Here is a 25297-nt window from a genome sequence, read left to right as displayed (position 1 = left end):
ACTAGCGTTTAAAAGAGAGACCCCACATCAGCAGCTTGCTGCCATAGGTATAGTCGTCAGTAGCCGTGGCTGAAATACGTATACGCTCGGCATATACCATATTTGGCAGGTTAAACTCCTGCCTTTGATATGATGGGGCGTAAATTGGCGCAAACTCGAAGTTGCCTACGGTTTCCCAATCACCGTTTTTCCAAATATCGAAGCTGAATGTACGTAACCGGGTGCCTTCACCATTGTTGTAAGAACCCAAGCGAAAAGTTTTCATCCCCATGGGCTTTTCAAAATCGATGTAGAATGACATCGGCAGATTGCCATAGTGCACATCCGCTTGTAGAAACACCCCTTTACTGGTATCGAAATAATTTTCATTGGTGAAGTGTGCCTCCAGATGGTCTGAGTCCACCAAAAAGCTCGAATTCAAGCTGTTGTGAGTATTATTACCACCAACCTGAAACACCTCATCAGCGTAGTAGGCAACAATGTTTTCAAACTGAGGCACCTCTTTTGTCAGCAAATCTGTATACAAAGAAAAATCACCTTTTTCCCCGTTGGCCCCAAACCATACACCTTCCCAATACTTACCGTTAACCTGGCCAAAATACCAATTTCGAGTTTCGCCTTGATGGATTTCAAACTGGAATCTCGGTTTATCACCCGAGCCGATATACTGACTATTCATGTTCTCAACTCTGCCTGAGATAAGCGCCCCAGCTTCCGTTTTTCCAATCACTGTATTCCCAGATAGGTCAATATTCAGTTTAATCTGTTTTTGGTAGTCCGTTTCACCATCCAAAACCTCATCATAATGCAGATACACCACCTCATTGGATGAGTTGGCAAAAGGAGAAATAGTACACAGAGCACAAAGCAGAAGCTTTTTCATTAACGATAACCTTAGCTGATAGCAGCATTTTAATTATTGATTTTATTAAACTCAAATCTCTGCAAATAAGCAGTCCCCCACGTAGTAAGACGACTGATTAGCGCAAAAAGTGAAGTTAGCGTGTAATAACGCTAATTCCGATAAGCACTCTACAGATGTTCAATTGTCCAGACTGAGACTTACCCATTGTTATTGTTATTGTTATTGTTATTGATTTTAAACATTTACTGGTACAGATTGGTGAAGTAACGAAATTTTAGAGGGGGTTGTCAACGAATGGAATAGATGGCTTTGATTAGACGTATCGTAAAGGGTTAACAATAAACGTCGAAGGTTTAACTTACCAAGCTTAACTCCTGATAAGCGCAAGCCTACCTATAGTTTTCAAATCGAAGAAAGATAAACTCAACACATAATGCCAATCAGTATAAATAAAAAGACGGCTTAAATAGCCGCCGATTATGTCATTAATCTACTAAACCAAGTATTACTCGGTCGTGCTGTTTTGCTTCAACACACTACGAGGAGTGGTAAAACTATCAGCTTCAGAGTACTCATTAGCTTTATCACAAGTGGTTTTGTCATACTCATTCTCACAATCCCAACCCATGGCCATCTCCACCATAAAGGCGCCCCAATTACCAGCCAAGGTCATGGCAGCTAGCATATCTTCATAGCTAAAGGCATCTTTAGGATCTTTACCGTCATCCACTGAGCCAAAGACATTGGTCTGGAAATAAAGCGGTGGGCCCATCTCGAGCAACACATCATAAATATTATCGTTGGTGGCCTCTTCATCGTCCCGCAAGCTATTGTTGCCAAGTACACAGCGATCTCCTAGTGTATCGCGACAATGGTTGAAGATATTTCGGGTTTTACTGAGTACAGTGGTGGCATCGCCAGCATCAATTTTACTGCGCTTCTTCCCCTGAGCAACGGCAGCTTTATTAGCCTCTTTCTCAGTTAGATAATATTTTTGGTAAAGATGACTTCCAAAAATGCTAGGTGTTCGTTTCCAGGTACTATCATGAATGCTCACCTGCTTTTTCAAACACGCATAATCCTTTGCATTCGTGTAGACATCAGTACCTAACACCGACGAATCCGTCATCGCGGCAATATTCACCTGACGAGGGTTCTTCCCACTGGCATTATTGACCTCGTTACCATCAGCATCTTTCTTGCGTCCAGTGCGATTCCACATGATCTCAGCGTGTGTCGTCATACACATGGATGCCGCGACCGTGCCTAATAATTCATTATCGTCATACTTAACAGCCAATCCTCTCATGAGTGACAGATAGGAATCCTGATATGCTTTGGTCCAAAATGCTGGTAAATCATATTTTTGGGTATCAGAAAAATTTTTAAAATACCAGTCAACTGTCTTAGTCTTGTCTTTAACCCACTGAGGAGAATCAACACCGGCACGGATCCTCAACAGTACCTTAAATTTATCCTCATCAGCCAATTCAGTCAGTTTATCTTCATCAGCCAGATCAGGAAAATCTTCATCCTGCTTCTTCTTTAGCCTTACCAGCCTGCTGGAATTAAAAGTCTGCGCACTAGCAATCGCCTCCTCAATAAGGGTAAAGTCAAACTTACTTTCAAGATAATCTTTTTTCAGTTCCGCAGTCGTTTTTCCATTGTACTGTTTAAGACTAAATCGACCAGTTTGCAGATCTTTCCATAATATCTGGCAATATCCACCATCCACATTTGTTCCTCTGGCGAGATCACAGTAACTAGTTCCCGAAGGTCCCTTGCCTCGCATGATAGTCCCTGTGGGAGGTGTTTTCACCGAAACACCATCATCCACAGCAGACACGACTGGAACGCTTAAAAATGATCCCGCTAGTAATGTACATCCAAAGACAGTAAATAATCGTTTTGCTTTCATAGATATCCTCTATTTATTCTTATCTGGCTCCCTTGTTCAACAGCAGGTATATCCCTCCACCAATTTAATGATCACATTCACATATTTGTATTACAAATACGACAAAATGTAACGTTATCATTAATAGGAATATGCAATCAAGTTTATGCACAGAACAGTGAATTTTCATTTATGAGTAAAACGTTCTAAGTATTTATAACAAGTACTTCATCTTGCAAAAATTCACTATAAAAATATTACTTATCAGTAGATTAAAATATATAGCCCATCTTCTAAATGCCTTGCTGCTGACCTTTGTATTCATGTTGTTATGGGTCTAAAAACCTTTTAATGCAGGAATAGAGCCAAGCAAGACACCCACGCACAACATTTAATGCAACAAAAGTGCAACTCAAAATATTTCGTTGCATTACAAACTAATAGGTGATTAAATCAAAATTTAACCTTCGAAGACATGCATGATGAATGAAGATAAAATAAGAGCGATAATTCATCAATTATCCGATTTAAAATATGCTAACTTCGCCAATAATATCTGTATCGGGTTAACCAAAGCCATTGAAGCTGACTTTGTTTTTATCGCCAGTCTCAACTCAGATAAAACAGTGGCAACAACGATTGCTCTTGCCAATAACGACAACATTTTAGATAACTTCAGTTACCCATTAAGGTCCACCCCTTGTACAGAGGTCATTAAGGGGGGTATCTGTTCACTGGCTAAAAATGCACAGCACTTATACCCTGACGATAAGCTATTGGCTCAGATGGATATTTCAGGCTATGTTGGCATCTCCTTACAAGATAGTAATAATGACACCACCGCTATTCTGGTCGCATTGTTCCATCAGCCAATAACAAACAGCAGTTCAATTGAATCATTGTTCCTCCTTTTTAGTGGTCTTATAGAAAAAGATATTGAAACACAGGACTATATTAAGCGTTTAAATCTAAGTGATCATATTATTGATGAAAGTAAGGAAGCCATATTCATTAGTAATAATAGAAATCAAATAGTACGAATTAACGAAGCATTTACTAAAACGACAGGTTATAGCCTTGATGAAGTTTATGGTAAAAATCCAAAAATGTTCAATTCTGGAGACCACTCGCAACAGTTTTATGAACAGATGTGGTCTGATATAAAACATAAAGGGGGCTGGTCTGGTGAGATATGGAATAAAAGAAAAAATAATGAAGTATTTCCAGAGTTATTAACAATTAGTGTTATTCATGATGCTGCTGGCGAAATATCCCATTATGTTGGTTCCTTCTTCGATATTTCTGAGAGTGTGAAAGCCAAGAAAAAGATTCAGCAACAGGCTAGTTTCGATCTTCTTACTGGTTTGGCTAATCGTTTTTTCTTTATGGAAACATTAACCAAAAAAATTAAATACCTTAAAAACAATAAATCTCAACCTACTGTTTATATGATGGATCTAGATCTTTTTAAAGAGATTAATGATCTATTTGGTGAACAGTTCGGTGATCAATTACTCATTAAAGCTGCAGAGCGCTTACAATCATTAATAAAAAGCAGTGATATTGCAGCTCGAATTAGCGGAGACGGGTTTGCATTAATGGTGAACCACATAGCTAATAAAGCAGATATGCTAAGCCTTGCAGACAAGATAACTCAAGCATTTCGTGAACCTTTTTATATTCAAGAAACGTCTATCGACTGCAGACTTAGCATAGGTATTACCCATCTATCGGAAAAGAACAAAGATGCAAGTTCGGTAATGAAAGAAGCGGAACATGCCATGTATTATGTAAAAAATAACGGTAGAGATTCATACCGCTACTTTACAAGTAATATGCAAGATGAGGTATTGCAACGAATTGAGCTAAAAAACGACCTACAAAATGCGATATGTAATAAACAACTACACCTTGTATACCAACCGATTTTCTCAACAAAAAGCCTTGTAATAGAAAAGTTTGAAGTGTTAGTTCGTTGGGAGCATAACGGCATTTTAATCTCTCCTGAAATATTTATCCCACTTGCAGAAGAATTTATGTTGATCAAAGATATTGGGGAGTTCGTATTACAGGAATCTTGTGCACAATTAAAACGATTAAAATCAAAAGGCTTCACTGAAATAGGATTCAATGTTAATCGCTCTGTTTATGAAATCCCCTTCAATGAAAGAGATAACGATCAATGGTTATCTACAATTAATCAACACCAATTAGCGCCTTCTGATATCTGTTTTGAACTAACGGAAAGTGCCCTAGCTTCTGAGAGAAGTAATAACGAAAGACTGCTTAAACACCTACAAGATGCAGGTTGCACTATCGCACTCGATGATTTTGGTACTGGATATTCATCACTCAGTTACCTTCGCCGTTTTCCAATTGATATTATAAAAATTGACCGTTCTTTTATAAAAGATATGACTGTGAGCCAAGATGCACACATCTTAGTGTCAACTATCATATCAATGGCGAAAGCTCTGGGAAAAACAGTGGTTGCTGAAGGCGTTGAAACACAAGAGCAACTGCATCAATTAATAAAATTAGATTGTGATTTTATTCAAGGTTATTATTTGTCCAAACCCATTTCCGCTCAGGAAATCCTTCCCTATTTAACCAATAACACCCTGTGTTAGATAAGGATAATTAACAATTAGAGCATACACATACAGCAAATATTCCTCTCAAAAAAAACAACCACTTATAGCAATAAGAACAAATTAATTAAACTTTATCGCTACATCACCTCACTTAAATCAACACATCACGCTAGATCTTATAAAATCTATAGCTGAAAAAAATACTTATAATTACAATGAGATATGATATATCGCACCCACCAACTGTATTTTTATATACTATTGTTCACATTTAGGTTGAAATGGCAATATTTGTTCTATATGTTTAGTACATAGGTTGTTATATATGAAGAGAGGAGGTGATGTGAGGTTTCAACTTATTATTAAGTGGAAATTAACTCCCTTGCTCATATTTAACCTGCGCATATTATTTTAAGGAAATAATAAAAATTTAAGGATGACTTTATAATTATATAATACAAATAGAGAGAATATTATGAAATATTTTTTTAATATGTTGTTAGTTGGAGGTTTTCTAATAGTACATTGTGCATACTCTGGACAACCCGAATATCCCAGCACATACGAATTTTCATTTGACAACATATCTCGCTGGTCTATAAATTCGACTAACTCCACTATTTCACCTTACATTGAAAGTGCATCTGGAGGGCGGAAATTCTTAAACTTAGAGTCAAGTGGCATAATAAGCACCCTAACCTATGATAGACCCATTGATATAAAAAGTTCATATCGAGTTAAATTCAGAGCACTTATAGCGTCTTATGGTACTGCAGGATGGCCCTTGAGAGTACTGGTAAAGTCAGGGGCAGTAAATCTAATTCTGATAGTGGATTATAGAGGAGTGAGTATCATTGATCAATTTGGGGAAAAGCAAATACTTGCCAGTTCTCCTTCGGTTGGTCAGTGGCATGATTATGATATTAAAGTAAATTATAGTCACGCAGAATTGTCTATCGACGGCGGCAACTCTATTCCAATCAATAGTCTCAAGTTTTCAGACCAACCACCAATGATACAATTAAGCGCGAACGCTTTAAATTCAGACAATAACGTTCATGCAAAGATAGATCACCTTGCCGTAATTCCTGATCCTATTATTTTTCAAGAATAGTGGGATAATTCATCTAATTGGATCCTCCAAAACAATGGAAATTATGATTTCTCAACCTCTTTAAACAGTGTTAATGAACCCTTCTTAAATATTGCAAACGGTACGTCGTTAAGTTACTGGGAAACGAATAATCTTAATATTCCAAAGCAGTACAGCTTGCGTTTTGGTGTCGAAGTAAATAAATACGGATCGAAAACACCTATTTCATTTCGAATATATGATGGCAGTTATCGCGCTATTATCACGTTAAGGAAGAGTCATATAGTATTGACAGACCAATCCGGAAGTCCCGTTAGATTATCTCGTTATTTAGTCGTCAATGAAAGAGCAGAGTTTGAGCTTCAAGTCATTAATGGCGTCGCGGAGTTATTTGGGCATACAGTTGGAAATACTAAAAATAGCCTACATAAATGGAATCTTCCAATCAATAAAAAACCTTCTACAATTCGCCTTTTTACCTCAGGTACTGGTGCTAACTCTAACATTTATCATATGTATCTTGAAAACAGAGTGCCCCTTTTAGATAACTCTAACAATGAAGATGCGCATGAATTTATTAACTTCACCAATGGCGAAATTTTTGGGGTAAGTAAAATGGGTGGCGGCTATGGCTCACAACTAAGGTTATCTTCAACTGGAGATAACCTTATAGTCACTGGTTATGGTGCCGGTTGGGTTAGTGCACTACGCAGTAAATACACCATGGGGCATATAATCCAACTCAAGGAGGGGCCTCATCTAGCGAAGGTACAGAAACTACGCTTTCTAAAAACGGACTTAAAATTGAAATAACACCACTTGCTACACCTTTATTTGTATTAGATTCAAAAACCTATGACTGGATTAAAAATGAACCTCATACGAGCACTAATGGTGAAGTGTTTTCTGACTCCAGAGTATGTGATAACGGGAATTCAGACATCGATGGTATCGATGAGTCAAACTTAGATATGCTACATGAACTGCGAAGCGAGATGGACTTTAGTGGACATTGGGAAGACTCCTCAAGTTTGGTTAATACAAATAAATCAGTATTAAGGCATAAGGCGGAATGGAGCTATACTCGCTCAGCCGCTAATATACTTCAGTTTAATCGTGAATCGAACGGTATTGATAACACAAAAAGAGTACTTGACCTTTCCCCTACCTATCATAATGGTAACCAAACAGCCACTGATGAAGACCTATCCTATTTACTCAATACTTATAGTTATCGATTAAAACCATCTGAAGGGTATCGATATGTAATGTGGAAAGAAAATGGAGCATGGAATAAACTTGATGCAAATAAAATGGATGTAATTGATCCTGAAATTTGTACTATTAATCCTTGTTCTGGAAACGAAAAATGTGAAAGTACACGTCATTCAAAAGTTAGATTGAACATTTTCGGTTCTAAAAATGATGCATTAAACACTGCGGCGTTGGGAAGTGCGAAAGTAAGTTGGGACAATTTAGCAAACAGCGCCGATGCAAGCGTTGTTATTTTATCAAAGACTGGGCTAGTCAATGATGTTAACGCGATTGGACTAGTTATTCCTTTTAATAGTGCGATAAATAAAAATGCTGTTATAGGTGTAGATAGAAAAACTGGGACGTCAGTTTTTAATGAAGATAGGCGTATCAATGCATATTATGAAGCTGGGTATACTAATAGAGGGAAATTCTTAACGGTATTTGCTCGCATGTGGCATTTGGGTTTACAAGCACCGGACAATGGTGACGAAAATATTATAGAAACTTTAAATATGGAAATTTACCACATTTTCGGCACTCCTATTGAAATCTACAACTCGGCGATGGACATTAATGCGCTACCATAAAAGAGATGAAGTCATAGTAAGATGAATATACATCTTACTATGACTGAATATGGCAACATATCACAAGTAGTAGCGGATCCCCACAGCGACAGCACTGTCGCCTTCTGATTTGACTCCGTTGGTCACAAAATCGCTCATATCAATCTTACCCTCGATATAGGTGACCAGTGTTGAATCCCATATATACGCAATCCCTGGCACCAAAGACTGCTCATTGTACTCAGTGACATTTTGCAATATCCCATCATTGCCCATGAAGGAATAGTTATCAGCAGACAAGGTATTATAGATAAGATAAGAACGAACATTATCAGAATAATAGGACACCATTGCTTCTACTCCATCAGCATCAGGAATTAATCGTCCACTATTATCGGTTTCATGGTATTTATTCTTGTTGTAGTTCGCTGAAACGTACAGACCATCGCCTGACAGTGTGCCCCAAGAGACACTGGCACCATAGATCTCATCTTCGGTATCAATACTGTCATTGGTCGTACTATTAAAACCTTTAAACTCACCACGGTTGCCCCCCACTGAAACACTGAGTTTATCGCTAAAATCATATGTGGCAGAAGCACCATAGGTATTACCATAGGTCAGGGTGCTTGTTCCATCTGGATCGACTTGATCAAATCCAGTGAGATCAATCGTGTTATCCTGTAACTGAGTTTGCAAGGTAAAACTAAAATTCCCTATGGTGTTCCTATATTGAATAGCTTTGTCAGCTCGACCGACACCATCAATTCCACCGGAGCCGTCCAAGCTATATTCGCCAGCTGCAGCGCCCCCCCAAATAAAGGCGTTATCAGTGCCGCCGACGACGTCATACCAAGCACTCCATTGTTTACCAAATGAAAGACTACCGTATTGGTTATAGGATAAACCGATAAAGGCTAAGCGGCTGTTTAACAAATCACCATTTTGTGAAGAGAACAGACTCTCACGGTTGTAAACTAACGTAGAATCAAATGGGTTGATCCCCCATTCCATGGTGCTGAACGCTTTCAGGCCATTACTGAGCTTATGACTAAACTGAAAGTTGATACGTGATGCGTTGTTAACAACCTCTGTTGTATCATTGGTATTCAAAACACTAAAATCACCATACCCGCCCAATGTCAGCTGATTTTTAGCATCTTTATACAGTTCAGTAGCAGATATCGAGGGTGATACAATGAGAACTGCAATAGCTGTAGCAATAAATGACTTATTCATTTGTCTATTTCCTTTCATCTAACTTCTACAAAGTTTAAGTTAAGCGTTTAACCGTCTTTAAACGCTTAGCCCTCCTCTCTAGCTCTAGCTAGTGCTTCTGACTCGTAAATAGATTCCAGCCCATTTCTTGTGCAACATATTTAATCATTTGCTGCCCACGCACACTATTGCCAATAGGATCAAGACGCGGTGAAAAAGCGGCCAGCGCCCCAACATTAGGAATGACTGAAAGTATGCCGCCACCGACACCACTCTTACTGGGTAAACCAACATCATAAGCCCAGTCACCGGAAGTGTCATAAAGCCCTTCCATCACCATTTCAGCTAAAATATGTGGAATGTTTTCGGTCTTAATGAGTTGCTTCCCAGACAGTGGATTAACCCCGCCATTGGCCAAGGTTGCGCCTACTGTTGCGAGTTCAACGCTATTGATCAAGGTCGAACACTGACGAGTGTAAACCTCACATGCATCCATCGGATCTGAGTACATTCTATCTGATGATTTAAGCAAATAGGCAATCGCCCGATTATGCTCATTAGTGGTTTGTTCCGATTGATTGACCTCATCAGATAGCTCAATCTTGCTATTGGTAAGAAGAGACTGGAAATTCAGAATTTCGTCCCACCTCTGCTCTTTATCTGTCGCTTTTAACAAACTCACCGTTGCCATCGCACCGGCATTGACTAGCGGTGTTAAAGGCATGCCTTGATGCAGCTCTAACGCCATCACAGAGTTAAAAGGTAAACCTGTTGGATCCGCGCCTACTTTGGTGTGAATCGCGTCAGCACCTGACTGCTCTAATGCCAAGGCCAAGGTTAAGACTTTAGAAATGGACTCAAGCGCAAATTTATATTCAGCATCTTGGAGTTTAATCACTTCACCAGTAACAGAGACAAATGCTAGTCCAATTAACTCTGATGGAACTGATGCCAAAAATGGAATATATGACGCATTCTCACCACCTTTATTATCTTTACACTTTTCAACAGCTTGCTTCATTAACTCAGCAATATTCGAATTTAAAGAAGACATGATATTTTCCTTAAGTTACTTGTTTAATTCATGAGTGATTTTGTCGGAAGTATTTATAATTCCGGGATGTATATCTTCTATTTCCCACGTGAATGGCGCAAAGTCAGTCACTGATGGGTCTTTCCAGTGTGGCTTACGAATTTGGTAAATAATAAGCGGAACAGCGACGAAGAATAGCGTCAATAACACAAGAAAACCAACAAACTCTTCAGGGCTACCCACTGAGATTTGATTCGGCGGGATATATGAAAATAGGAATGCTATTAATGAACCAATAAAGCCTAAACCACCAATGATCCACATGCCCATATCGCCCCCAGGTATTTTATAGGGACGTGGTCGATTGGGTTGACTGTATCTAAGGTGGATGGCTGCAGCAAACATTAATAAATACATAATCAAATACAGAACGACCGTTAATTGACTTAAGATCTGATAGGCAGCTTGTACCGATGGCAACACCACAAATATGGTGGAGATTAAGGTCACTAATATGGCTTGAACCAACATAATGTGCGTTGCCATGCCATATTTATTGGTGTATTGCCAGAATCGTGGTAAATATCCCCCTTTAGCGACAACTAGCAGTGCAGAAGAGGGGCCCGCGACCCAACCAACAACCCCCGCAAGGACACCAAGAGCTAGACACGCTGCGACAACCGGTGAAGCCCAACCAATACCAGCCCAAGCAAACAACTTATCATAAGCTATCAAGAGGCTTTGGGTTAAACTGATGTCTTGTTGAGGAATGATAAAGGCAATCGCCAAGGTACCTAAAACAAACACTGACACTGTACCAATTGCTGCAATGGCGATTGCAATAGGGTAATTACGCGCGGCATTATCGACTTCTGAAACATGAATGGCGTTCATCTCCATACCGGCATAGAACAGGAAAATACTGGCTGCGAGTACCACATTATTAAAATTAGAAAAGTCGGGAATAAGGTTGCCCCAAGTCAATTCTATTTGAGGTGGCTTACCAGAGAAAAACAAATAAGAAAAACCAAGCACGATTAACACAATGCCAGGTATGATAGTGCCCACTAGGCCACCCCACTTAGCCAGTTTAGCAAAAGCAGATGTCCCCCGAAGAGCGACAAAAGTTGCAAACCAATAAATACCTAACACAATCGACAATATGAAGAATTTGTTTTCTGAAAGTGCTTGATCCCAAGTCGTATCAGGACCAATAAATGCCAGTGATACCGAACCAAACGTTAATGCAGTTGGGAACCAAACCGTGACTTCAATCCACAACATAAATACAGCGACAAGGGCAAGCCGAGGACCAAATGCTTCACCTACCCAACGAAATATACCGCCTTTTTCTGACCAGCCAGTTGCCAACTCGGCAGCAACCAGAGAAACTGGAACCAGAAATACGACGGCTGCAAATACATAATAAAATACCGAACTTAACCCATATTCAGCTTCCGCGGGGAGACCACGTAAACTAACAACAGCAACGACATTTAACATTGCTAACGCGAATACACCAATTCTCCCATTATTTATTTTTTTTTCATTCGTCATAATAACCAACTCCGTTTAATTAATACTATTTTCAATCAGTTGAAGTCTCTTATTCCCATATGAAACGAGTATCGATATGGGAGCATAAAAACAATTTACAATAACCATTGTGAGAGGCTTTTTTTCCAACAAGAATAATACATAAGGTACGTTACCGTTAATTAATTAACACATATCCAATGACTATACAATTAACAGAAAACATGACTTTTCCAATGTGACCAACTTGTTAACAGGCAGACTTTGAATTAAGTTAAAATCGAAATTAAATATAACTGGCAAAATCTACTTAATGACTTAATATCACTAAGTTAGAAACACCGCTACCCAGCCAAGGTTAATTAACTGTAAATACAATGAAATAGAAGATACACCTTGATACAAATAATATAAAATCTAATATTACCCTATTTCGTATTACAAAAAGTATCGTTACATGAAGTAGCATTACAATATGTAATATTACCAACAACTTAAGTAACGGAATTAACGTTGATATGGAGTTTTAAATTTAAACACCTATATTCACCTAATAGTGAACATTAATTGCTAGATCTGCTTAATCTTCAATCTATCCAAAATGTGTTTGTTTGCTTTTTGTTGCATTCATCATTAAGAAAAATATTATCACTTTTTCGCTGACTCATTAATGTAAAGTGACAATACCAATTGCTATAAAGAAGAATGAAATTTTAATATTCGTTGATAAGCTCAGTATAGAGGTGAAGCAGTCACACCAAGATTTCGATGTGACTTATGCGGATATAGTTGCGTGTTATCGTGTAGTAAAAAGAATCTTAAGCTTTACTCTACAAACTTAAGCAAGTCTTGTTTAACTGCGTCTGAAGCAAATGACTGTTCAACACTCACCTTGTAAATGGCAAAGTAGTCTTCACGAGTCAAGTTAAACTCCTCCATCACTTTACGGACTTCCTCTGTCATCGTCGTATTAGAAACTGTGCGATTATCAGTATTGATGGTGATAAACACGCCATCTTTATAGAAGTCTTTAATCGGATGGTGACTTAAGGTATCAACAGCTTTAGTCTGAATGTTACTGCTTGGACAGGTTTCAAGTGCTACTGCTCTCTCTTTGACTAAATTATAGGCTTCTTGATGTCCCTTAATGTGAATACCATGACCAATACGCTCGGCGCCGAGTAAAGACACTGCATCAAATACGTTTTGACCGACGCCTTGCTCACCCGCATGAATGGTAATGCGATAGCCTTTTTCGATAGCGTATTTCGCATAAGGGATAAATTCATGGCAGAAACCTGGAAGCTCTGCGCCCGCTAAGTCAAATGCCACAACACCATTGTTCAGATAAGCCGCACCAGCATCAATAACCTGATTGATATTGCCTTTATCCATGGTTCTAAGAATAGAGAGGATGTAGTTGCCCCTAATATCGTACATGGCTTCTGCACGCTGCATCCCTTTCACTGCGCTGCCAATGATCTGATCGAAGCTTAAGCCTTGCAGTTGGTGAAGTTGAGGACCAAAACGTACCTCAAAGTATTTCACATTCTCCTTGGCTGCATCTTCAAACAGCTCAAAAGAGATACGCTCAATGCCCGCTTCAGTTTGCATCACACTCAGTGGCAGATCGAAGCGCATCAAGTACTCTTCAAGATTTTGACAGGTTTCAGGGGCAATCATTAATGCGTTTATCTCATTAATATCCTGACTTGGGAGAGTAATATTTTGCTGGTTCGCAAGTTCGATTATTGTTTGTGGGCGAACACTGCCATCTAAGTGGCAATGCAGATCGATCTTGGGTAAGGCTTGATAATTCATGAGTCTCTACCTTTATTGGATAGTACCGATATGAAAAGACCATAAAGAGCTAATCATATTCAAGGGTATGTAAAGTACAGACTTCATAATCAAGAATTTAAGGCTCTTGGTAGAAACTCCCAAACCATATCATTGGGATTATACGAAGCTAAGTTTGAAACCTAAGCAAGTTAAAAATGGCGAGTTTAAAATCCTAAAAACTGCATCTCAATAGCGCTGCTTAGTTATTAGCAAAGACTAACATTTCACCCCGCTTTCTGCAATCCATATACAAGTTAGTAACTTACTGCGTTGATTCACATTAACGTTAAAAGCCATGCTAGGTCCTATAAATTTTAATGCTAGTCTGCACCTCTACCCATTGATGGAACCTGAAAATGACACGCCCGATTATTCTTGATTGTGACCCTGGCCATGATGACGCGATTGCCCTTATTCTAGCCCTTAGCGGTGACGCATTTACACCACTTGCCGTAACCACCAGCGCCGGAAATCAAACCCCAGATAAGACGCTCAATAACGCCCTAAGAATACTCACACTTTTAGGCCGCAGTGATATTCCTGTTGCAGGCGGAGCACTAACACCCTTAGCCAGAGAGCTCATTATTGCCGACAATGTCCATGGCGAAACGGGCCTGGATGGTCCGGTACTGCCCGACCCTGGATTTGCGCCGCTTAATATGACAGCCGTTGAGTTAATGGTGTTAAAGCTTAGAGAGAGTGACACACCAGTGACGCTTGTGCCTACTGGCCCTCTGACAAATATAGCGTTACTACTGGCTAGCCATCCAGAGCTACACCGCAAGATTGAACGTATCGTGTTAATGGGCGGCGCAGCAGGCATAGGCAACTGGACACCAGTAGCTGAGTTTAATATTTTCGTTGACCCTGAAGCTGCCGATATCGTGTTTAAAGCAGGTATCCCTATCACCATGTGCGGTCTGGATGTGACTCATCAGGCGCAGGTTATGGATGAAGATATTGCTCGGATCCGAACCATAGATAATCCGATAGCCCAATGTGTCGCCGATCTTCTCGATTTCTTCATTATCTATCACAGGGATCCTAAGTGGGGATTCACAGGGGCACCACTGCATGACCCTTGTACCATCGCTTGGTTACTCAAGCCTGAACTATTCACTGCCCATGAATGCTGGGTTGGCATAGAGACCAAAGGTGAACACACTCAAGGCATGACCGTCGTTGACCGTTATGGACTCACAGGTAATCAAACCAACGCCAGTGTACTTTTTGATATCGATAGAGAGAGATTTATTGATCTCTTGGTCGAATGCCTTGAAAGCTATTCCCACTAAATAAAAATAAGCTGACGGGTACTCGACACTTTGATCTCATATCAATAATCCACTTTCCTGCAGCACAAAAGTAATAGACCACAGGTTGATAATTCGGCCTTTGGTCTAAGAAAAAGCGATTTCAGCCAAATATAGACAAACACTACTGTTTAATTATTCAACACAATTAACGATAAGTGGATCTCCGTTAGTATACAGGTCATTTAATTAATGATTTATCAGTTTAGATGTCATTATCAAAACATTTCACAACATAACCGTAATTTTAATAGATAAACATCGATTTAATCATTAAGTTTGTGCTGTTTCACAGAGCGAAGAGGTGAGTTATGCTAATTTACCGTTAATATCAAATTGCTAGCACTGCAGTATCGAGGTAAGCGTGGGAATACAAGTCAAAAAGTTAATGGGCAATATCGGCATACAAGTGATTATAGCCATGATCATTGGCGGCCTAGTCGGGCTAATAATGGGAGAAGGTGCTGCCATATTTGCTCCCTTAGGTACCCTATTTATCCATCTGATTAAGATGTTAGTGATCCCCTTAGTTGCCGTATCAATAATTGCTGGTGCTGCAAGCTTAGGCAACAGCCCATCAGCAGGAAAAATTGGCATCGGGACGTTTGGTTTCTTTATCGCCACCTCAGCTTTAGCTGTCACGTTAGCCCTGATTATGGGCAATATTTTCAAACCAGGTGCAGGCGTTGATTTTAGTAGTCATAGCGCAGCGCTTCCTCAAGTCACGGCAGAACAAGGCGCACTACCTAGTGCTATGGATACCTTCATTGGCATGATTCCGACCAATGTGTTCGAGTCATTGACCTCTGGTAATATTCTGCAGATTTTAGTCTTCTGTATCTTCCTAGGTAACGCACTGACTAAGGTCAAAGGTGACGGTGCCAAGCCCATTATTCAAGCGCTAAACGCGATTGTAGAAGCTTTCATCTGGATGATAAACAAGGTGATGATCATTGCTCCTATTGGTGTGTTTGGTCTGATGGCTGAATCTGTTGGTACATTTGGTTTTCAGGCGCTTGAAGTCGTTATCAAACTGTTCATCGTATTTGTTGCATCGATTCTTATCTATGCCTTTATCTTCTTTCCACTCGTAGTGAAGTTTTTATCGAACGTGCCTGTGCTCAAATTTATCTCAGCCATGAAAAAACCTCAGGCCATGGCCATGTCTACAGCTTCATCGATGGCTACACTGCCTATCACCATGGAAACCTGTGAGCAGGAGTTGAATGTTTCAAAAGCGACGTCAGCCTTTGTACTGCCACTTGGCGCAACCATTAACATGACAGGTAATGCAATATACTACGGTCTAGTGGCCATGTTTTTCGCCCAAATGTTCCAAGTAGACCTAACGATGACCGCTTATGTCGCCATCATCTTCACTTCCACTTTAGGTGCCATCGGCCAAGCTGGTGTCCCAGGCCCCTCTTTCTTAGTGATTGCCGTGTTACTTGCTGCAGGCATTCCTATCGATGGCTTACCACTGTTATTCGCGCTAGACAGAATTTTCGATATGATCAGAACGTCATTGAACATTACAGGCGATGCTGTTTGTGCCGTGGTAATGGACAAGTTCAATCCAGAACATAAGTAATAGACAAGACACCTGATATCAAAAAGCCCCAACGCTAATGCGACGGGGCTTTTTTACATATGGGTACACCTAATAGCTGAAATTACAGTAGATCCTAGGTCCTTAGAAACTTTACCTCTAATCCAATGCTATCCAAGTTGCTTTAATTTCTGTGTACTTATCGAACGCATGCAGTGATTTATCACGGCCGTTGCCCGATTGCTTATAACCACCGAAAGGCGCTGTCATATCGCCGCCATCATAATGATTAATCCATACCATCCCGCTCCGCAACGCTTTCGCAGTCTTGTGAGCTTTGCTGATATTTGAGGTCCATACACCTGCCGCCAAACCATAGATGCTGTCGTTACCAATGCTGATCGCTTCATCCATACCATCGAACGTGATCACCGAGAGCACAGGACCAAAGATCTCCTCTTTGGCGATAGTCATCTTATTCTCAACATTTGAAAAAATCGTCGGCTCGACATACACGCCGCCACTTTCTGCCAGTACTTGATTACCACCGTGCACCAGCTCAGCACCTTCAGCGAGCCCAACTCGGATATATTTAAGCACATTGTCCAACTGCTGCTTATCAACCACTGCGCCACATGTTGTGGCAGGATCGAGCGGGTGACCGGGCTTCCAGGCTTGCATCTCTTTGGCGATAAGTCCAAGCAGTTCATCCTTCACACCGGCCTCAACTAACAGACGAGAACCTGCAGTGCAGACCTCACCTTGGTTGAAAGCGATAGCAGCAGCAGCAGCTTCAGCCGCTTTTTGAAGATCCGGCGCATCATTAAAGACGATGTTAGGGCTCTTACCACCCGCTTCTAACCACACACGCTTCATGTTCGATTCACCAGCATAGATCATTAACTGCTTAGCTATCTTAGTCGAGCCAGTAAACACCAAGGTATCGACATCCATATGCAGTGCCAGCGCTTTACCCACAGTGTGACCAAAACCGGGTAATACATTCAAGACGCCTTTTGGAATGCCAGCTTCGATGGCAATTTGTGCCATACGGATAGCCGTTAACGGAGACTTTTCTGAAGGCTTTAAGATGACACTATTCCCCGTCGCCAAGGCGGGACCCAATTTCCAGCAAGCCATCAAAATTGGAAAGTTCCAAGGCACAATCGCAGCGACGACTCCGACGGGTTCACGAGTGATCATGCCAATTTCATTATGTGCTGTTGGCGCAATTTCATCGTAAATCTTATCGATTGCTTCACCTGACCAACGAATAGCACGAGCCGCTCCCATCACATCAACTGCGCCTGAATATCGTATAGGCTTACCCATATCTAAGGTTTCAAGCAGTGCAAGCTCATCCCGATTAGCTTCAAGTAATTCAGCAAAGCGTATCATTATCCGTTTGCGCTTAACGGGAGCCAATTCAGACCAAACACCTGAATCGAATGCTGTGCGCGCACTCTTTACAGCAATGTTCGCATCTTCAAGATCGCAGCTAGCCACTTGGCAAAGTACGCGACCATCAATTGGGCTTACACAATCAAATCTCTCACCTGATAAAGAAGCTTGATACTCCCCTTCAATAAATGCATCAGCCTTTATCTCACCTTGGGTAATTAACGTGTCGGCTAAGCTTTGCCATTGTTCGCGATTTGTCGGTGTACTCATGATGACCTCTTAAACGGGTGATTAACTGGATCTCAGCCTAGGGCATTGAACTCATGGTAAATGCGATAGGCGCGAGTAAATAAGCTTCAAGATTACGCTGTATACAGGCTCGTTTTCAATACAAGTTTCAATATATTTTACAAAATCGTTCAATTTAGTACGTTTTTTTCTACAAAAAGCTTTCATGTTCATTATATCTAACATAGAGTAGCAAATATCAATCGCTCATTATAACAACGAATAAACTGGATCAGGGTAGATGATATGACAGACATTCCAACATATAAGCATAACGACACTCAGACTCTTGAAAACTATTGGATGCCTTTTACTGCCAATAGGCAGTTCAAAGCGAAACCAAGAATGCTCGCAGAAGCTAAAGGTATGTATTACAAAGACACATCAGGTCGTGCCATCCTCGACGGAACTGCTGGGCTTTGGTGCTGTAATGCGGGACATGGGCGTAAAGAGATCTCCGAAGCTGTTAGCCGTCAAATAAACCAGATGGATTATGCTCCCTCATTTCAAATGGGCCACCCACTCGCTTTCGAACTTGCTGAACGCTTAGCCAACATTAGCCCACAAGGGTTAAACAAGGTCTTCTTTACTAACTCAGGTTCAGAGTCTGTCGACAGCGCGCTAAAGATCGCCATTAATTACCATAGGGCAAATGGCGAGGCGACGCGTACTCGCTTTATCGGACGTGAGCTTGGTTATCATGGTGTCGGTTTTGGCGGGATCTCTGTCGGCGGTATAGGCGGCAATCGTAAAACCTTCAGCCAGCAACTCTTGCCCGGTGTCGATCACCTCCCCCACACCTTAGATATGCAAAATAATGCCTTTACTCGCGGTATGCCTAACACTGGCGCAGAAAAAGCCGATGTGCTTGAGCAGCATGTGGCCCTTCATGGTGCCGAAAATATTGCCGCAGTGATTGTTGAGCCTATGTCAGGTTCGGCTGGGGTTATTTTACCACCAAAGGGTTACCTACAACGTTTACGCGAGATAACCAAAAAACATGGCATTTTACTCATTTTTGATGAAGTGATCACCGGATTTGGCCGTGTTGGCGATGCCTTTGCCAGTCAACGCTGGGGAGTGACTCCCGATATGATCACCACCGCAAAAGCATTAAACAACGGTGCTATTCCTATGGGTGCTGTACTTATTGATGATGCTATTTATGATGCCTGCATGCAGGGACCTGAAGGCATAGAACTGTTTCACGGTTATACCTATTCGGGTCATCCCGTTGCTGCCGCAGCAGCCATCGCAACGTTAAACATCTATGAAAATGAGAAGCTATTTGAGCGAACTAAAGAGCTCGAAAGCTACTTTGAAGATGCAATTCACAGCCTTAAAGGCCTGCCCAATGTTATCGACATACGCAATATTGGCTTAGTCGGCGGTATCCAGTTTTCACCCAGCGAGAAAGGTATCGGCAAACGGGGATTTGATATTTTTGAAACCTGTTTCGATAAAGGAACTTTAGTGCGGGCCACCGCAGATATTATCGCTATCTCTCCGCCACTTATTGTCAATAAACAAGAGATAGATCAAATCATAAACACCTTAAGCGATGCCATTAGAGCCGTCGATTAACGATCTATAAACCCAGTGTTCCAAGCTCACCCCCGCCTTGCTGGGGGTGAGATAATTATGATTATAGGATTTAGATTATGCAACAGATCAACCACTACATTAACGGCACTCATAGCGATATCAGCAAGCGTTTAGGCCAAGTTTTCGAGCCTGCGACCGGTGAACAAAGAGCCAGTGTATCTTTAGCCAGCGCTGCGGAAGTCGCCGCTGCTATTGAGCTTGCAAAAAAAGCACACAGCAGTTGGTCACAGGTTTCTCCACTTAACCGTTCACGTGTATTGTTTAAGTTTAAAGCCTTAGTCGAACAGAACATGGATGAGCTTGCCGAACTCATTACCCGAGAGCACGGTAAAGTGCTCGATGATGCTAAGGGTGAGATCATTCGTGGATTAGAAGTGGTTGAGTTTGCCTGCGGTATTCCCCATCTGCTAAAAGGCGAACACACAGAGCAGGTAGGCGGCGGCGTCGATGCTTGGTGTGTCAATCAATCTCTTGGCGTCGTCGCAGGTATTGCCCCATTTAACTTTCCAGTAATGGTACCTATGTGGATGTTCCCGATCGCTATCGCGGCCGGTAACACCTTTATCATGAAGCCCTCAGAGAAAGATCCGAGCTCTGTGATGCGCATGGCTGAACTGCTCACTGAAGCAGGGCTACCCGATGGCGTCTTTAATGTGATCAACGGTGATAAAGAAGCCGTCGACACCCTGCTAAGCCATAAAGATATTCAAGCAGTGAGCTTTGTTGGTTCGACACCGATTGCTGAATATATCTATGAGACAGCGTCTAAACATGGCAAGCGTGTCCAGGCCTTAGGCGGTGCTAAAAATCACATGTTGCTGATGCCTGATGCCGATATAGATCAAGCCGTTGGTGCTCTGATGGGCGCGGCGTTTGGTTCTGCAGGGGAGCGTTGTATGGCCATCTCTGTGGTACTGGCGGTTGGCGATTCAGGCGATGCCCTCGTCGAGAAACTACTGCCTCAAATTAAAGCACTTCGCATCGGCAACGGCGTCACACCAGAGATGGATATGGGCCCGCTTATCTCGGCTCAACATCTTGCCAAAGTAACAAGTTATATCGACACGGGTGTCGCCGAAGGCGCCAGTTTATTGGCCGATGGTCGCCAGCTTAGTGTGACAGTTCACGAGCAGGGTTACTTCCTCGGCGGTTGCCTTTTCGATAATGTAACGCCAGAGATGACCATCTATAAAGAGGAGATCTTCGGCCCTGTGCTCGCCATCGTTCGAGTAAAGGATTATGCCGAAGCATTAGCCTTAATTAATGAACATGAGTTCGGTAACGGCACGGCAATCTTTACTCAAAGTGGTGAGGCTGCGAGACATTTCTGTCACCACGTGCAGGTCGGCATGGTCGGGGTTAATGTACCTATTCCAGTTCCAATGGCATTTCATAGCTTTGGTGGCTGGAAACGCTCGCTCTTTGGCCCGCTGCATATGCACGGACCCGATGGAGTTCGCTTTTACACTAAGCGTAAGGCTATCACCGCACGCTGGCCTAAATCCAATGACGCGAAAGCTGAATTTGTGATGCCAACGATGAAGTAACGAATTGAAACTTAAGTTTCATAATCCAAGATTGGGCTGTTCAGCGCGAGATGAGAGTGTCGCTATTGTTCGTGATTGAACGGTTTAATTTAGGATGACACACCATGAGGTCGCAGCATTGACGCTGTTGTTTGGTAAACATTGAAGCCCTGTTACTGGGGGTTCATATCAATAACGTAAATGGAGAAATGACCGTGTATAAAAAATTCAATAAAAAACGGATTGCCCAAGTTACCGGCCTAGTTCTAGCTACAGCGCTAATCTCACCTATCGTCTCAGCCGAAGTATCCGGCGAAGTAAGCGTTACCAATGACTATCGCTTCCGCGGTATATCTCAAACAGCCGGTGACTTAGCCGTTCAGGCTGGGGTAGATTACAGCACCGAAAGCGGCTTCTTCTTCGGCGCTTGGGGAAGTAACGTTGACGATGACAGCTATGACGCCAATGTAGAAATTGATATTTATGCTGGTTACTGGGGCGCATTTGGTGAAGATGAAGAGTTTGAATACGATGTAACACTGACCTACTACACCTATCCGGGACAAGATGAGAGCACAAAATATTTAGAGGCAACAGCCGGCTTATACTTTGCCGACTTTCACTTAGCTCAATGGTATACCAATAATTATGGCAACAACGATCTCACTCTTCATTACACTGAGCTTAACTATTCATACGAGATCGTCGAAAACTGGAACATAGATGCCCATGTAGGTTACAGCTATGGCGAAGGTGTAAATGATGCAGAGTTAGGCGACTGGGGGGAAGACTATCTCGATTACTCCATTGGAGTGTCAACGGAATTCAGCGGCATAGGACTATCAATCGCTTGGCTCGATACCAATCTAAGCAATGATAACATCATTAAAGATGGCCCATGGCAAAGTGATGGAACCGTACTTGCTACTGTAAGCTACGCTTTTTAAGTCTATTGCACAGCAATGAAGTGCCAATAAAACCGCCATTAGGCGGTTTTTTATTTAATTAGTCTATTGGTTATCACCTAGGGTGATTAGTATAAACGTGATCGAATCTACTATGAAAGTGCCAGTGCTAAGAGTATCTTTACTTCATAGCCTATTTAAAGGACAGCTGTATGAATTCAGATGTACTAAAAGTAATTTTTGTTCTAATTGGATTATTTCTCGTTTATAAACTTATATTTAGCGGAAAAAAGGGACTGACTATTTTTGAGATGCATTTCAAAAACGGCCGCTTAGACTCCCACAAAGGCAAGATCCCAGAGGTATTTCAAAAAGAATGCCGCGCCATTGCTAAAGCAGAAAAGCTAACTTGTTCGGTAAAATGTGAGAAATCAGGCTCGGTTCGATTACATGTTTCGGCTAATGTCAGCGACGGGGTAACCCAGAGAATTCGCAACGTATTTCCTTTCGAATATTATGATAAGAAGCAAGTGGATAATAGTCGTCAAGCGGGTTGAAGCAGATAAAGATTAAAGGTGGCCTAAGCCACCTTTAATAAAGTTAACCTTTACTCTTTTCATCTTTAAGTGACTTTTCATCCGCCTTGCCACTGCGTGCCGCAAACTTCTCCAATCCCCACACTAACAGTATGCCAAAAATTAATGCCGCCACGGCCCAAGCAAGATGTGCTGGCTGGCTAGTGACTTGCTCAAATTGCATCGGTGATAGATTCTGTTCAAGGTGAGGAACTTGCTCACCGGCAGAATTGACACGCCAAGTGACGACCTCTTTCCATGGCCACATTTTACCTAATGTGCCTAGCATTAAACCGGTTAAAAAGATCAAAGTAGCATCGTGAAACTTACGAAGCAGAGCAGATAGTAGATGACTGAAGGTCAATAAACCAAAAATACAGCCCGATGCAAATATCGTAAGTATGGTGATATCGAAGTTTTTAGCTGCAGCCAAAACCGGAGGATAAAGCCCGAGCAGTAAGAGAATAAAGCTGCCTGATATTCCAGGTAAAAGCATGGCGCAAATCGCAATACTACCACCAATGAAGATGTTCAGATGAGTCATCTCAAGTGTAATGGGACTTAACATGGTGATCCCCCAAGCAAACCCGACACCTAAAGCAAACAGAACAAGTCGAACAAACGAAAAGCTTTTCACTTGCTTTAACATATGAACCACGGAGATAAGGATAAGCCCAAAAAAGAAGGACCAAACCGGAATAGGATGCGTAACTAATAGATAGGTGATTAGCTTTGAAAAGGTGAAGATACTGGTTAATATCCCACCAAACAAACAAACAAGAAAGGGGCCATTGATATACTCAAATGCCTTCTTAACGCCCAGCTCTCTCACCACAGAGAACAATTTAGGATTAATCCTTCGAATACTCTCCAATAGAGTATCCAAAATACCTGTTATAAACGCTATGGTTCCACCGGAGACGCCGGGGACAACATCGGCAGCGCCCATCGCCATCCCTTTCAAATAGGTAATCAGGTAATTCAATTTATATCCTTAAATATGAGCAATAGCTAAAAAGGGATTATACGGTTCAAAGAGTAACAAGTGAAAATGAAGTTTATTTCATTTTCAAAAATAATTAACTCAACACTTCAAAAAACGCAATATATCCCTAAGCCACTTGGAATTCAGAACCTAAATAAGAGCGATATAAACAGGCATTGTTAATTCCTTGTTATTCAGATAACCTAACTCATCCGACCAGAATAACAACAATCAGGCTATATCGCGATGACAGCACAAAAACCAACCAAGGTGATGGCTTTGTATAACAGGGTCACCCGCTTTCCTTTTGGCAATAAGATCTTCTCAGTCATGGTGTCACGAATGGCGCCCTATTTTGGTACCATCAAGCCTCTGATCACTGAACTTAGGCCCCACCGCTGTGAGTGTTTAATTAAGAAACGTCACGCAGTACATAACCACATTAAAACCGTACATGTTATCGCCATCTGTAATGGGCTAGAGATGGCGATGGGAGTGATGGCTGAAGCCTCCATTCCTCATCATCTACGCTGGATACCTAAAGGGATGAGTTTAGATTATACCGCTAAAGCAGGCAGTGATATTCGCTGTGTGGCACAGGTAAAGCCTGAGCAATGGGTGCCGGGAGACCTCATGGTGCCCGTTACCGCCTATGACTCAAATGGGGTAGTGGTAGTAAAGGGAGAGATAAAACTGTGGATCTCAGAAAAACTAGCTAAAAATTAGTCAATCACCAAAACAAACACTCCGGCACTAGTTGTACAGTAACTAACGGGCTTCAAAGTGCCCAGTTAGTTTAGTGATCACTTTCAGAGTAATGCGCAACTCCTCTTCAGAGATCCCCTCAATGGCATTATGACTCCAAGGGATTAACAGAACTGATAATGTTTCAGACAACTCTGTCCCTTTTGGTGTTCTAGCTATCAGCTTGGCCGTTTTATGTTCCGGATTATCTTGAAACGAGACAATGGCTAACTTTTCCAGTTCATTGGCTATACGCTGCACGCTTTGCCTTGTTTGCCCCATAGTTCTGGCAATTTGTGACACGGTTTGTGGCGCTTTTTCAATAGCCCCTAATACTTTCCACCTAGCACTTGTTAGCCCTACAGGCTGACTCAAGTGATCTCCTTGTGTGATCAACTGCCCATTAAGCCTGAACACACTCAATACCAACTGGGTAAATCCCTCATGTTCTGTCATCCACTATCCAAATCTATAAGAAGATAACTAATATTAGCTAAACGACAAC

Annotated in this window: 20 protein-coding genes and 1 riboswitch; of the genes, 11 read left to right on the top strand and 9 right to left on the bottom strand. The window is 41.5% G+C overall.

The annotated features are described in order from the left end of the window. Position 1: 1 nt before the first annotated feature. The gene (locus tag HWQ47_RS06930; RefSeq protein ID WP_269970444.1) at positions 2–883 is read right to left on the bottom strand and encodes a hypothetical protein; all 882 of its coding nucleotides are present in this window, start codon (positions 881–883) and stop codon (positions 2–4) included. 487 nt (positions 884–1370) lie between these two features. Next, complete coding sequence (locus HWQ47_RS06925) at positions 1371–2783, bottom strand: hypothetical protein (RefSeq protein WP_269970443.1); 1413 nt, start codon at positions 2781–2783, stop codon at positions 1371–1373. A gap of 458 nt (positions 2784–3241) precedes the next feature. On the opposite strand from HWQ47_RS06925, the gene HWQ47_RS06920 reads away from it, so the two are divergent. The 4 genes from HWQ47_RS06920 to HWQ47_RS06905 all read left to right on the top strand — a co-directional run bounded on the left by HWQ47_RS06920 (position 3242) and on the right by HWQ47_RS06905 (position 8293). Continuing rightward, positions 3242–5392 (top strand): putative bifunctional diguanylate cyclase/phosphodiesterase, encoded by a 2151-nt coding sequence (locus tag HWQ47_RS06920; protein ID WP_269970442.1) that lies wholly within the window; start codon positions 3242–3244, stop codon positions 5390–5392. A 439-nt stretch (positions 5393–5831) separates the two neighbouring features. Further along, positions 5832–6470, top strand: coding sequence for a hypothetical protein (locus HWQ47_RS06915; RefSeq protein WP_269970441.1), 639 nt, complete (start codon positions 5832–5834; stop codon positions 6468–6470). A 156-nt stretch (positions 6471–6626) separates the two neighbouring features. Further along, entirely contained in the window at positions 6627–7262 is a 636-nt protein-coding gene (locus HWQ47_RS06910; RefSeq protein ID WP_269970440.1) for a hypothetical protein, read from the top strand. A gap of 182 nt (positions 7263–7444) precedes the next feature. Beyond that, entirely contained in the window at positions 7445–8293 is an 849-nt protein-coding gene (locus HWQ47_RS06905) for a hypothetical protein (protein WP_269970439.1), read from the top strand. 60 nt (positions 8294–8353) lie between these two features. On the opposite strand, the gene HWQ47_RS06900 is transcribed toward HWQ47_RS06905, so the two are convergent. From HWQ47_RS06900 to add, 4 genes are all read right to left on the bottom strand, one after another. Then, positions 8354–9511 (bottom strand): porin, encoded by a 1158-nt coding sequence (locus HWQ47_RS06900; RefSeq protein WP_269970438.1) that lies wholly within the window; start codon positions 9509–9511, stop codon positions 8354–8356. 88 nt (positions 9512–9599) lie between these two features. After that, complete coding sequence (glsA, locus tag HWQ47_RS06895) at positions 9600–10544, bottom strand: glutaminase A (RefSeq protein WP_269970437.1); 945 nt, start codon at positions 10542–10544, stop codon at positions 9600–9602. A 15-nt stretch (positions 10545–10559) separates the two neighbouring features. Continuing rightward, positions 10560–12080, bottom strand: a complete 1521-nt coding sequence (gadC, locus tag HWQ47_RS06890) for a putative glutamine/gamma-aminobutyrate antiporter GadC (protein ID WP_269970436.1) — start codon at positions 12078–12080, stop codon at positions 10560–10562. An 804-nt stretch (positions 12081–12884) separates the two neighbouring features. Next, the gene (add, locus tag HWQ47_RS06885; RefSeq protein ID WP_269970435.1) at positions 12885–13880 is read right to left on the bottom strand and encodes an adenosine deaminase; all 996 of its coding nucleotides are present in this window, start codon (positions 13878–13880) and stop codon (positions 12885–12887) included. 66 nt (positions 13881–13946) lie between these two features. Beyond that, a riboswitch (purine riboswitch) is annotated at positions 13947–14046 on the bottom strand. 211 nt (positions 14047–14257) lie between these two features. Here add and rihA point away from each other — a divergent pair. Continuing rightward, entirely contained in the window at positions 14258–15196 is a 939-nt protein-coding gene (gene rihA, locus HWQ47_RS06880) for a pyrimidine-specific ribonucleoside hydrolase RihA (RefSeq protein WP_269970434.1), read from the top strand. A gap of 406 nt (positions 15197–15602) precedes the next feature. Continuing rightward, a complete protein-coding gene (locus HWQ47_RS06875) occupies positions 15603–16805 on the top strand; it encodes a dicarboxylate/amino acid:cation symporter (RefSeq protein WP_442802085.1) in 1203 nt (400 codons plus the stop codon). Positions 16806–16922: 117 nt separating this feature from the next. On the opposite strand, the gene HWQ47_RS06870 is transcribed toward HWQ47_RS06875, so the two are convergent. Continuing rightward, positions 16923–18434 (bottom strand): aldehyde dehydrogenase, encoded by a 1512-nt coding sequence (locus tag HWQ47_RS06870; protein WP_269970433.1) that lies wholly within the window; start codon positions 18432–18434, stop codon positions 16923–16925. Between the two features lie 264 nt (positions 18435–18698). Here HWQ47_RS06870 and HWQ47_RS06865 point away from each other — a divergent pair, with 264 nt between their 5' ends. The 4 genes from HWQ47_RS06865 (at position 18699) to HWQ47_RS06850 (ending at position 23045) form a co-directional block, all read left to right on the top strand. Further along, entirely contained in the window at positions 18699–20036 is a 1338-nt protein-coding gene (locus tag HWQ47_RS06865) for an aspartate aminotransferase family protein (protein ID WP_269970432.1), read from the top strand. A 77-nt stretch (positions 20037–20113) separates the two neighbouring features. Beyond that, positions 20114–21604, top strand: a complete 1491-nt coding sequence (locus HWQ47_RS06860; RefSeq protein ID WP_269970431.1) for a CoA-acylating methylmalonate-semialdehyde dehydrogenase — start codon at positions 20114–20116, stop codon at positions 21602–21604. Positions 21605–21798: 194 nt separating this feature from the next. Further along, positions 21799–22530: a TorF family putative porin gene (locus HWQ47_RS06855; RefSeq protein ID WP_269970430.1), complete on the top strand. Its 732-nt coding sequence runs from the start codon at positions 21799–21801 to the stop codon at positions 22528–22530. 170 nt (positions 22531–22700) lie between these two features. Further along, entirely contained in the window at positions 22701–23045 is a 345-nt protein-coding gene (locus HWQ47_RS06850) for a DUF3634 family protein (RefSeq protein ID WP_269970429.1), read from the top strand. Between the two features lie 43 nt (positions 23046–23088). Here the strand turns inward: HWQ47_RS06850 and HWQ47_RS06845 are convergent, their stop codons facing one another. Then, positions 23089–24048: a DUF368 domain-containing protein gene (locus HWQ47_RS06845; RefSeq protein ID WP_269970428.1), complete on the bottom strand. Its 960-nt coding sequence runs from the start codon at positions 24046–24048 to the stop codon at positions 23089–23091. Positions 24049–24294: 246 nt separating this feature from the next. Here HWQ47_RS06845 and HWQ47_RS06840 point away from each other — a divergent pair, with 246 nt between their 5' ends. Further along, entirely contained in the window at positions 24295–24774 is a 480-nt protein-coding gene (locus tag HWQ47_RS06840; protein WP_269970427.1) for a hotdog fold domain-containing protein, read from the top strand. A 42-nt stretch (positions 24775–24816) separates the two neighbouring features. On the opposite strand, the gene HWQ47_RS06835 is transcribed toward HWQ47_RS06840, so the two are convergent. Then, on the bottom strand, positions 24817–25248 hold the full coding sequence (locus HWQ47_RS06835; protein WP_269970426.1) for a MarR family winged helix-turn-helix transcriptional regulator: 432 nt from the start codon (positions 25246–25248) through the stop codon (positions 24817–24819). Positions 25249–25297 lie beyond the last annotated feature (49 nt).

Source organism: Shewanella sp. MTB7, assembly GCF_027571385.1.
In the GTDB taxonomy this organism is placed as follows: Bacteria; Pseudomonadota; Gammaproteobacteria; order Enterobacterales; family Shewanellaceae; genus Shewanella.
Note: the sequence above shows the minus strand (reverse complement) of the source record. Positions and strands in the feature narration are given on the sequence as shown.

Coding starts and splice junctions, on each gene's coding strand:
- HWQ47_RS06930 (WP_269970444.1), bottom strand. CDS start 883: ATGAAAAAGCTTCTGCTTTGTGCTCTGTGTACTATTTCTCCTTTTGCC.
- HWQ47_RS06850 (WP_269970429.1), top strand. CDS start 22,701: ATGAATTCAGATGTACTAAAAGTAATTTTTGTTCTAATTGGATTATTT.
- HWQ47_RS06915 (WP_269970441.1), top strand. CDS start 5,832: ATGAAATATTTTTTTAATATGTTGTTAGTTGGAGGTTTTCTAATAGTA.
- HWQ47_RS06900 (WP_269970438.1), bottom strand. CDS start 9,511: ATGAATAAGTCATTTATTGCTACAGCTATTGCAGTTCTCATTGTATCA.
- HWQ47_RS06920 (WP_269970442.1), top strand. CDS start 3,242: ATGATGAATGAAGATAAAATAAGAGCGATAATTCATCAATTATCCGAT.
- HWQ47_RS06870 (WP_269970433.1), bottom strand. CDS start 18,434: ATGAGTACACCGACAAATCGCGAACAATGGCAAAGCTTAGCCGACACG.
- HWQ47_RS06835 (WP_269970426.1), bottom strand. CDS start 25,248: ATGACAGAACATGAGGGATTTACCCAGTTGGTATTGAGTGTGTTCAGG.
- gadC (WP_269970436.1), bottom strand. CDS start 12,080: ATGACGAATGAAAAAAAAATAAATAATGGGAGAATTGGTGTATTCGCG.
- HWQ47_RS06865 (WP_269970432.1), top strand. CDS start 18,699: ATGACAGACATTCCAACATATAAGCATAACGACACTCAGACTCTTGAA.
- glsA (WP_269970437.1), bottom strand. CDS start 10,544: ATGTCTTCTTTAAATTCGAATATTGCTGAGTTAATGAAGCAAGCTGTT.
- rihA (WP_269970434.1), top strand. CDS start 14,258: ATGACACGCCCGATTATTCTTGATTGTGACCCTGGCCATGATGACGCG.
- HWQ47_RS06875 (WP_442802085.1), top strand. CDS start 15,603: ATGGGCAATATCGGCATACAAGTGATTATAGCCATGATCATTGGCGGC.
- HWQ47_RS06925 (WP_269970443.1), bottom strand. CDS start 2,783: ATGAAAGCAAAACGATTATTTACTGTCTTTGGATGTACATTACTAGCG.
- add (WP_269970435.1), bottom strand. CDS start 13,880: ATGAATTATCAAGCCTTACCCAAGATCGATCTGCATTGCCACTTAGAT.
- HWQ47_RS06840 (WP_269970427.1), top strand. CDS start 24,295: ATGACAGCACAAAAACCAACCAAGGTGATGGCTTTGTATAACAGGGTC.
- HWQ47_RS06860 (WP_269970431.1), top strand. CDS start 20,114: ATGCAACAGATCAACCACTACATTAACGGCACTCATAGCGATATCAGC.
- HWQ47_RS06905 (WP_269970439.1), top strand. CDS start 7,445: ATGGACTTTAGTGGACATTGGGAAGACTCCTCAAGTTTGGTTAATACA.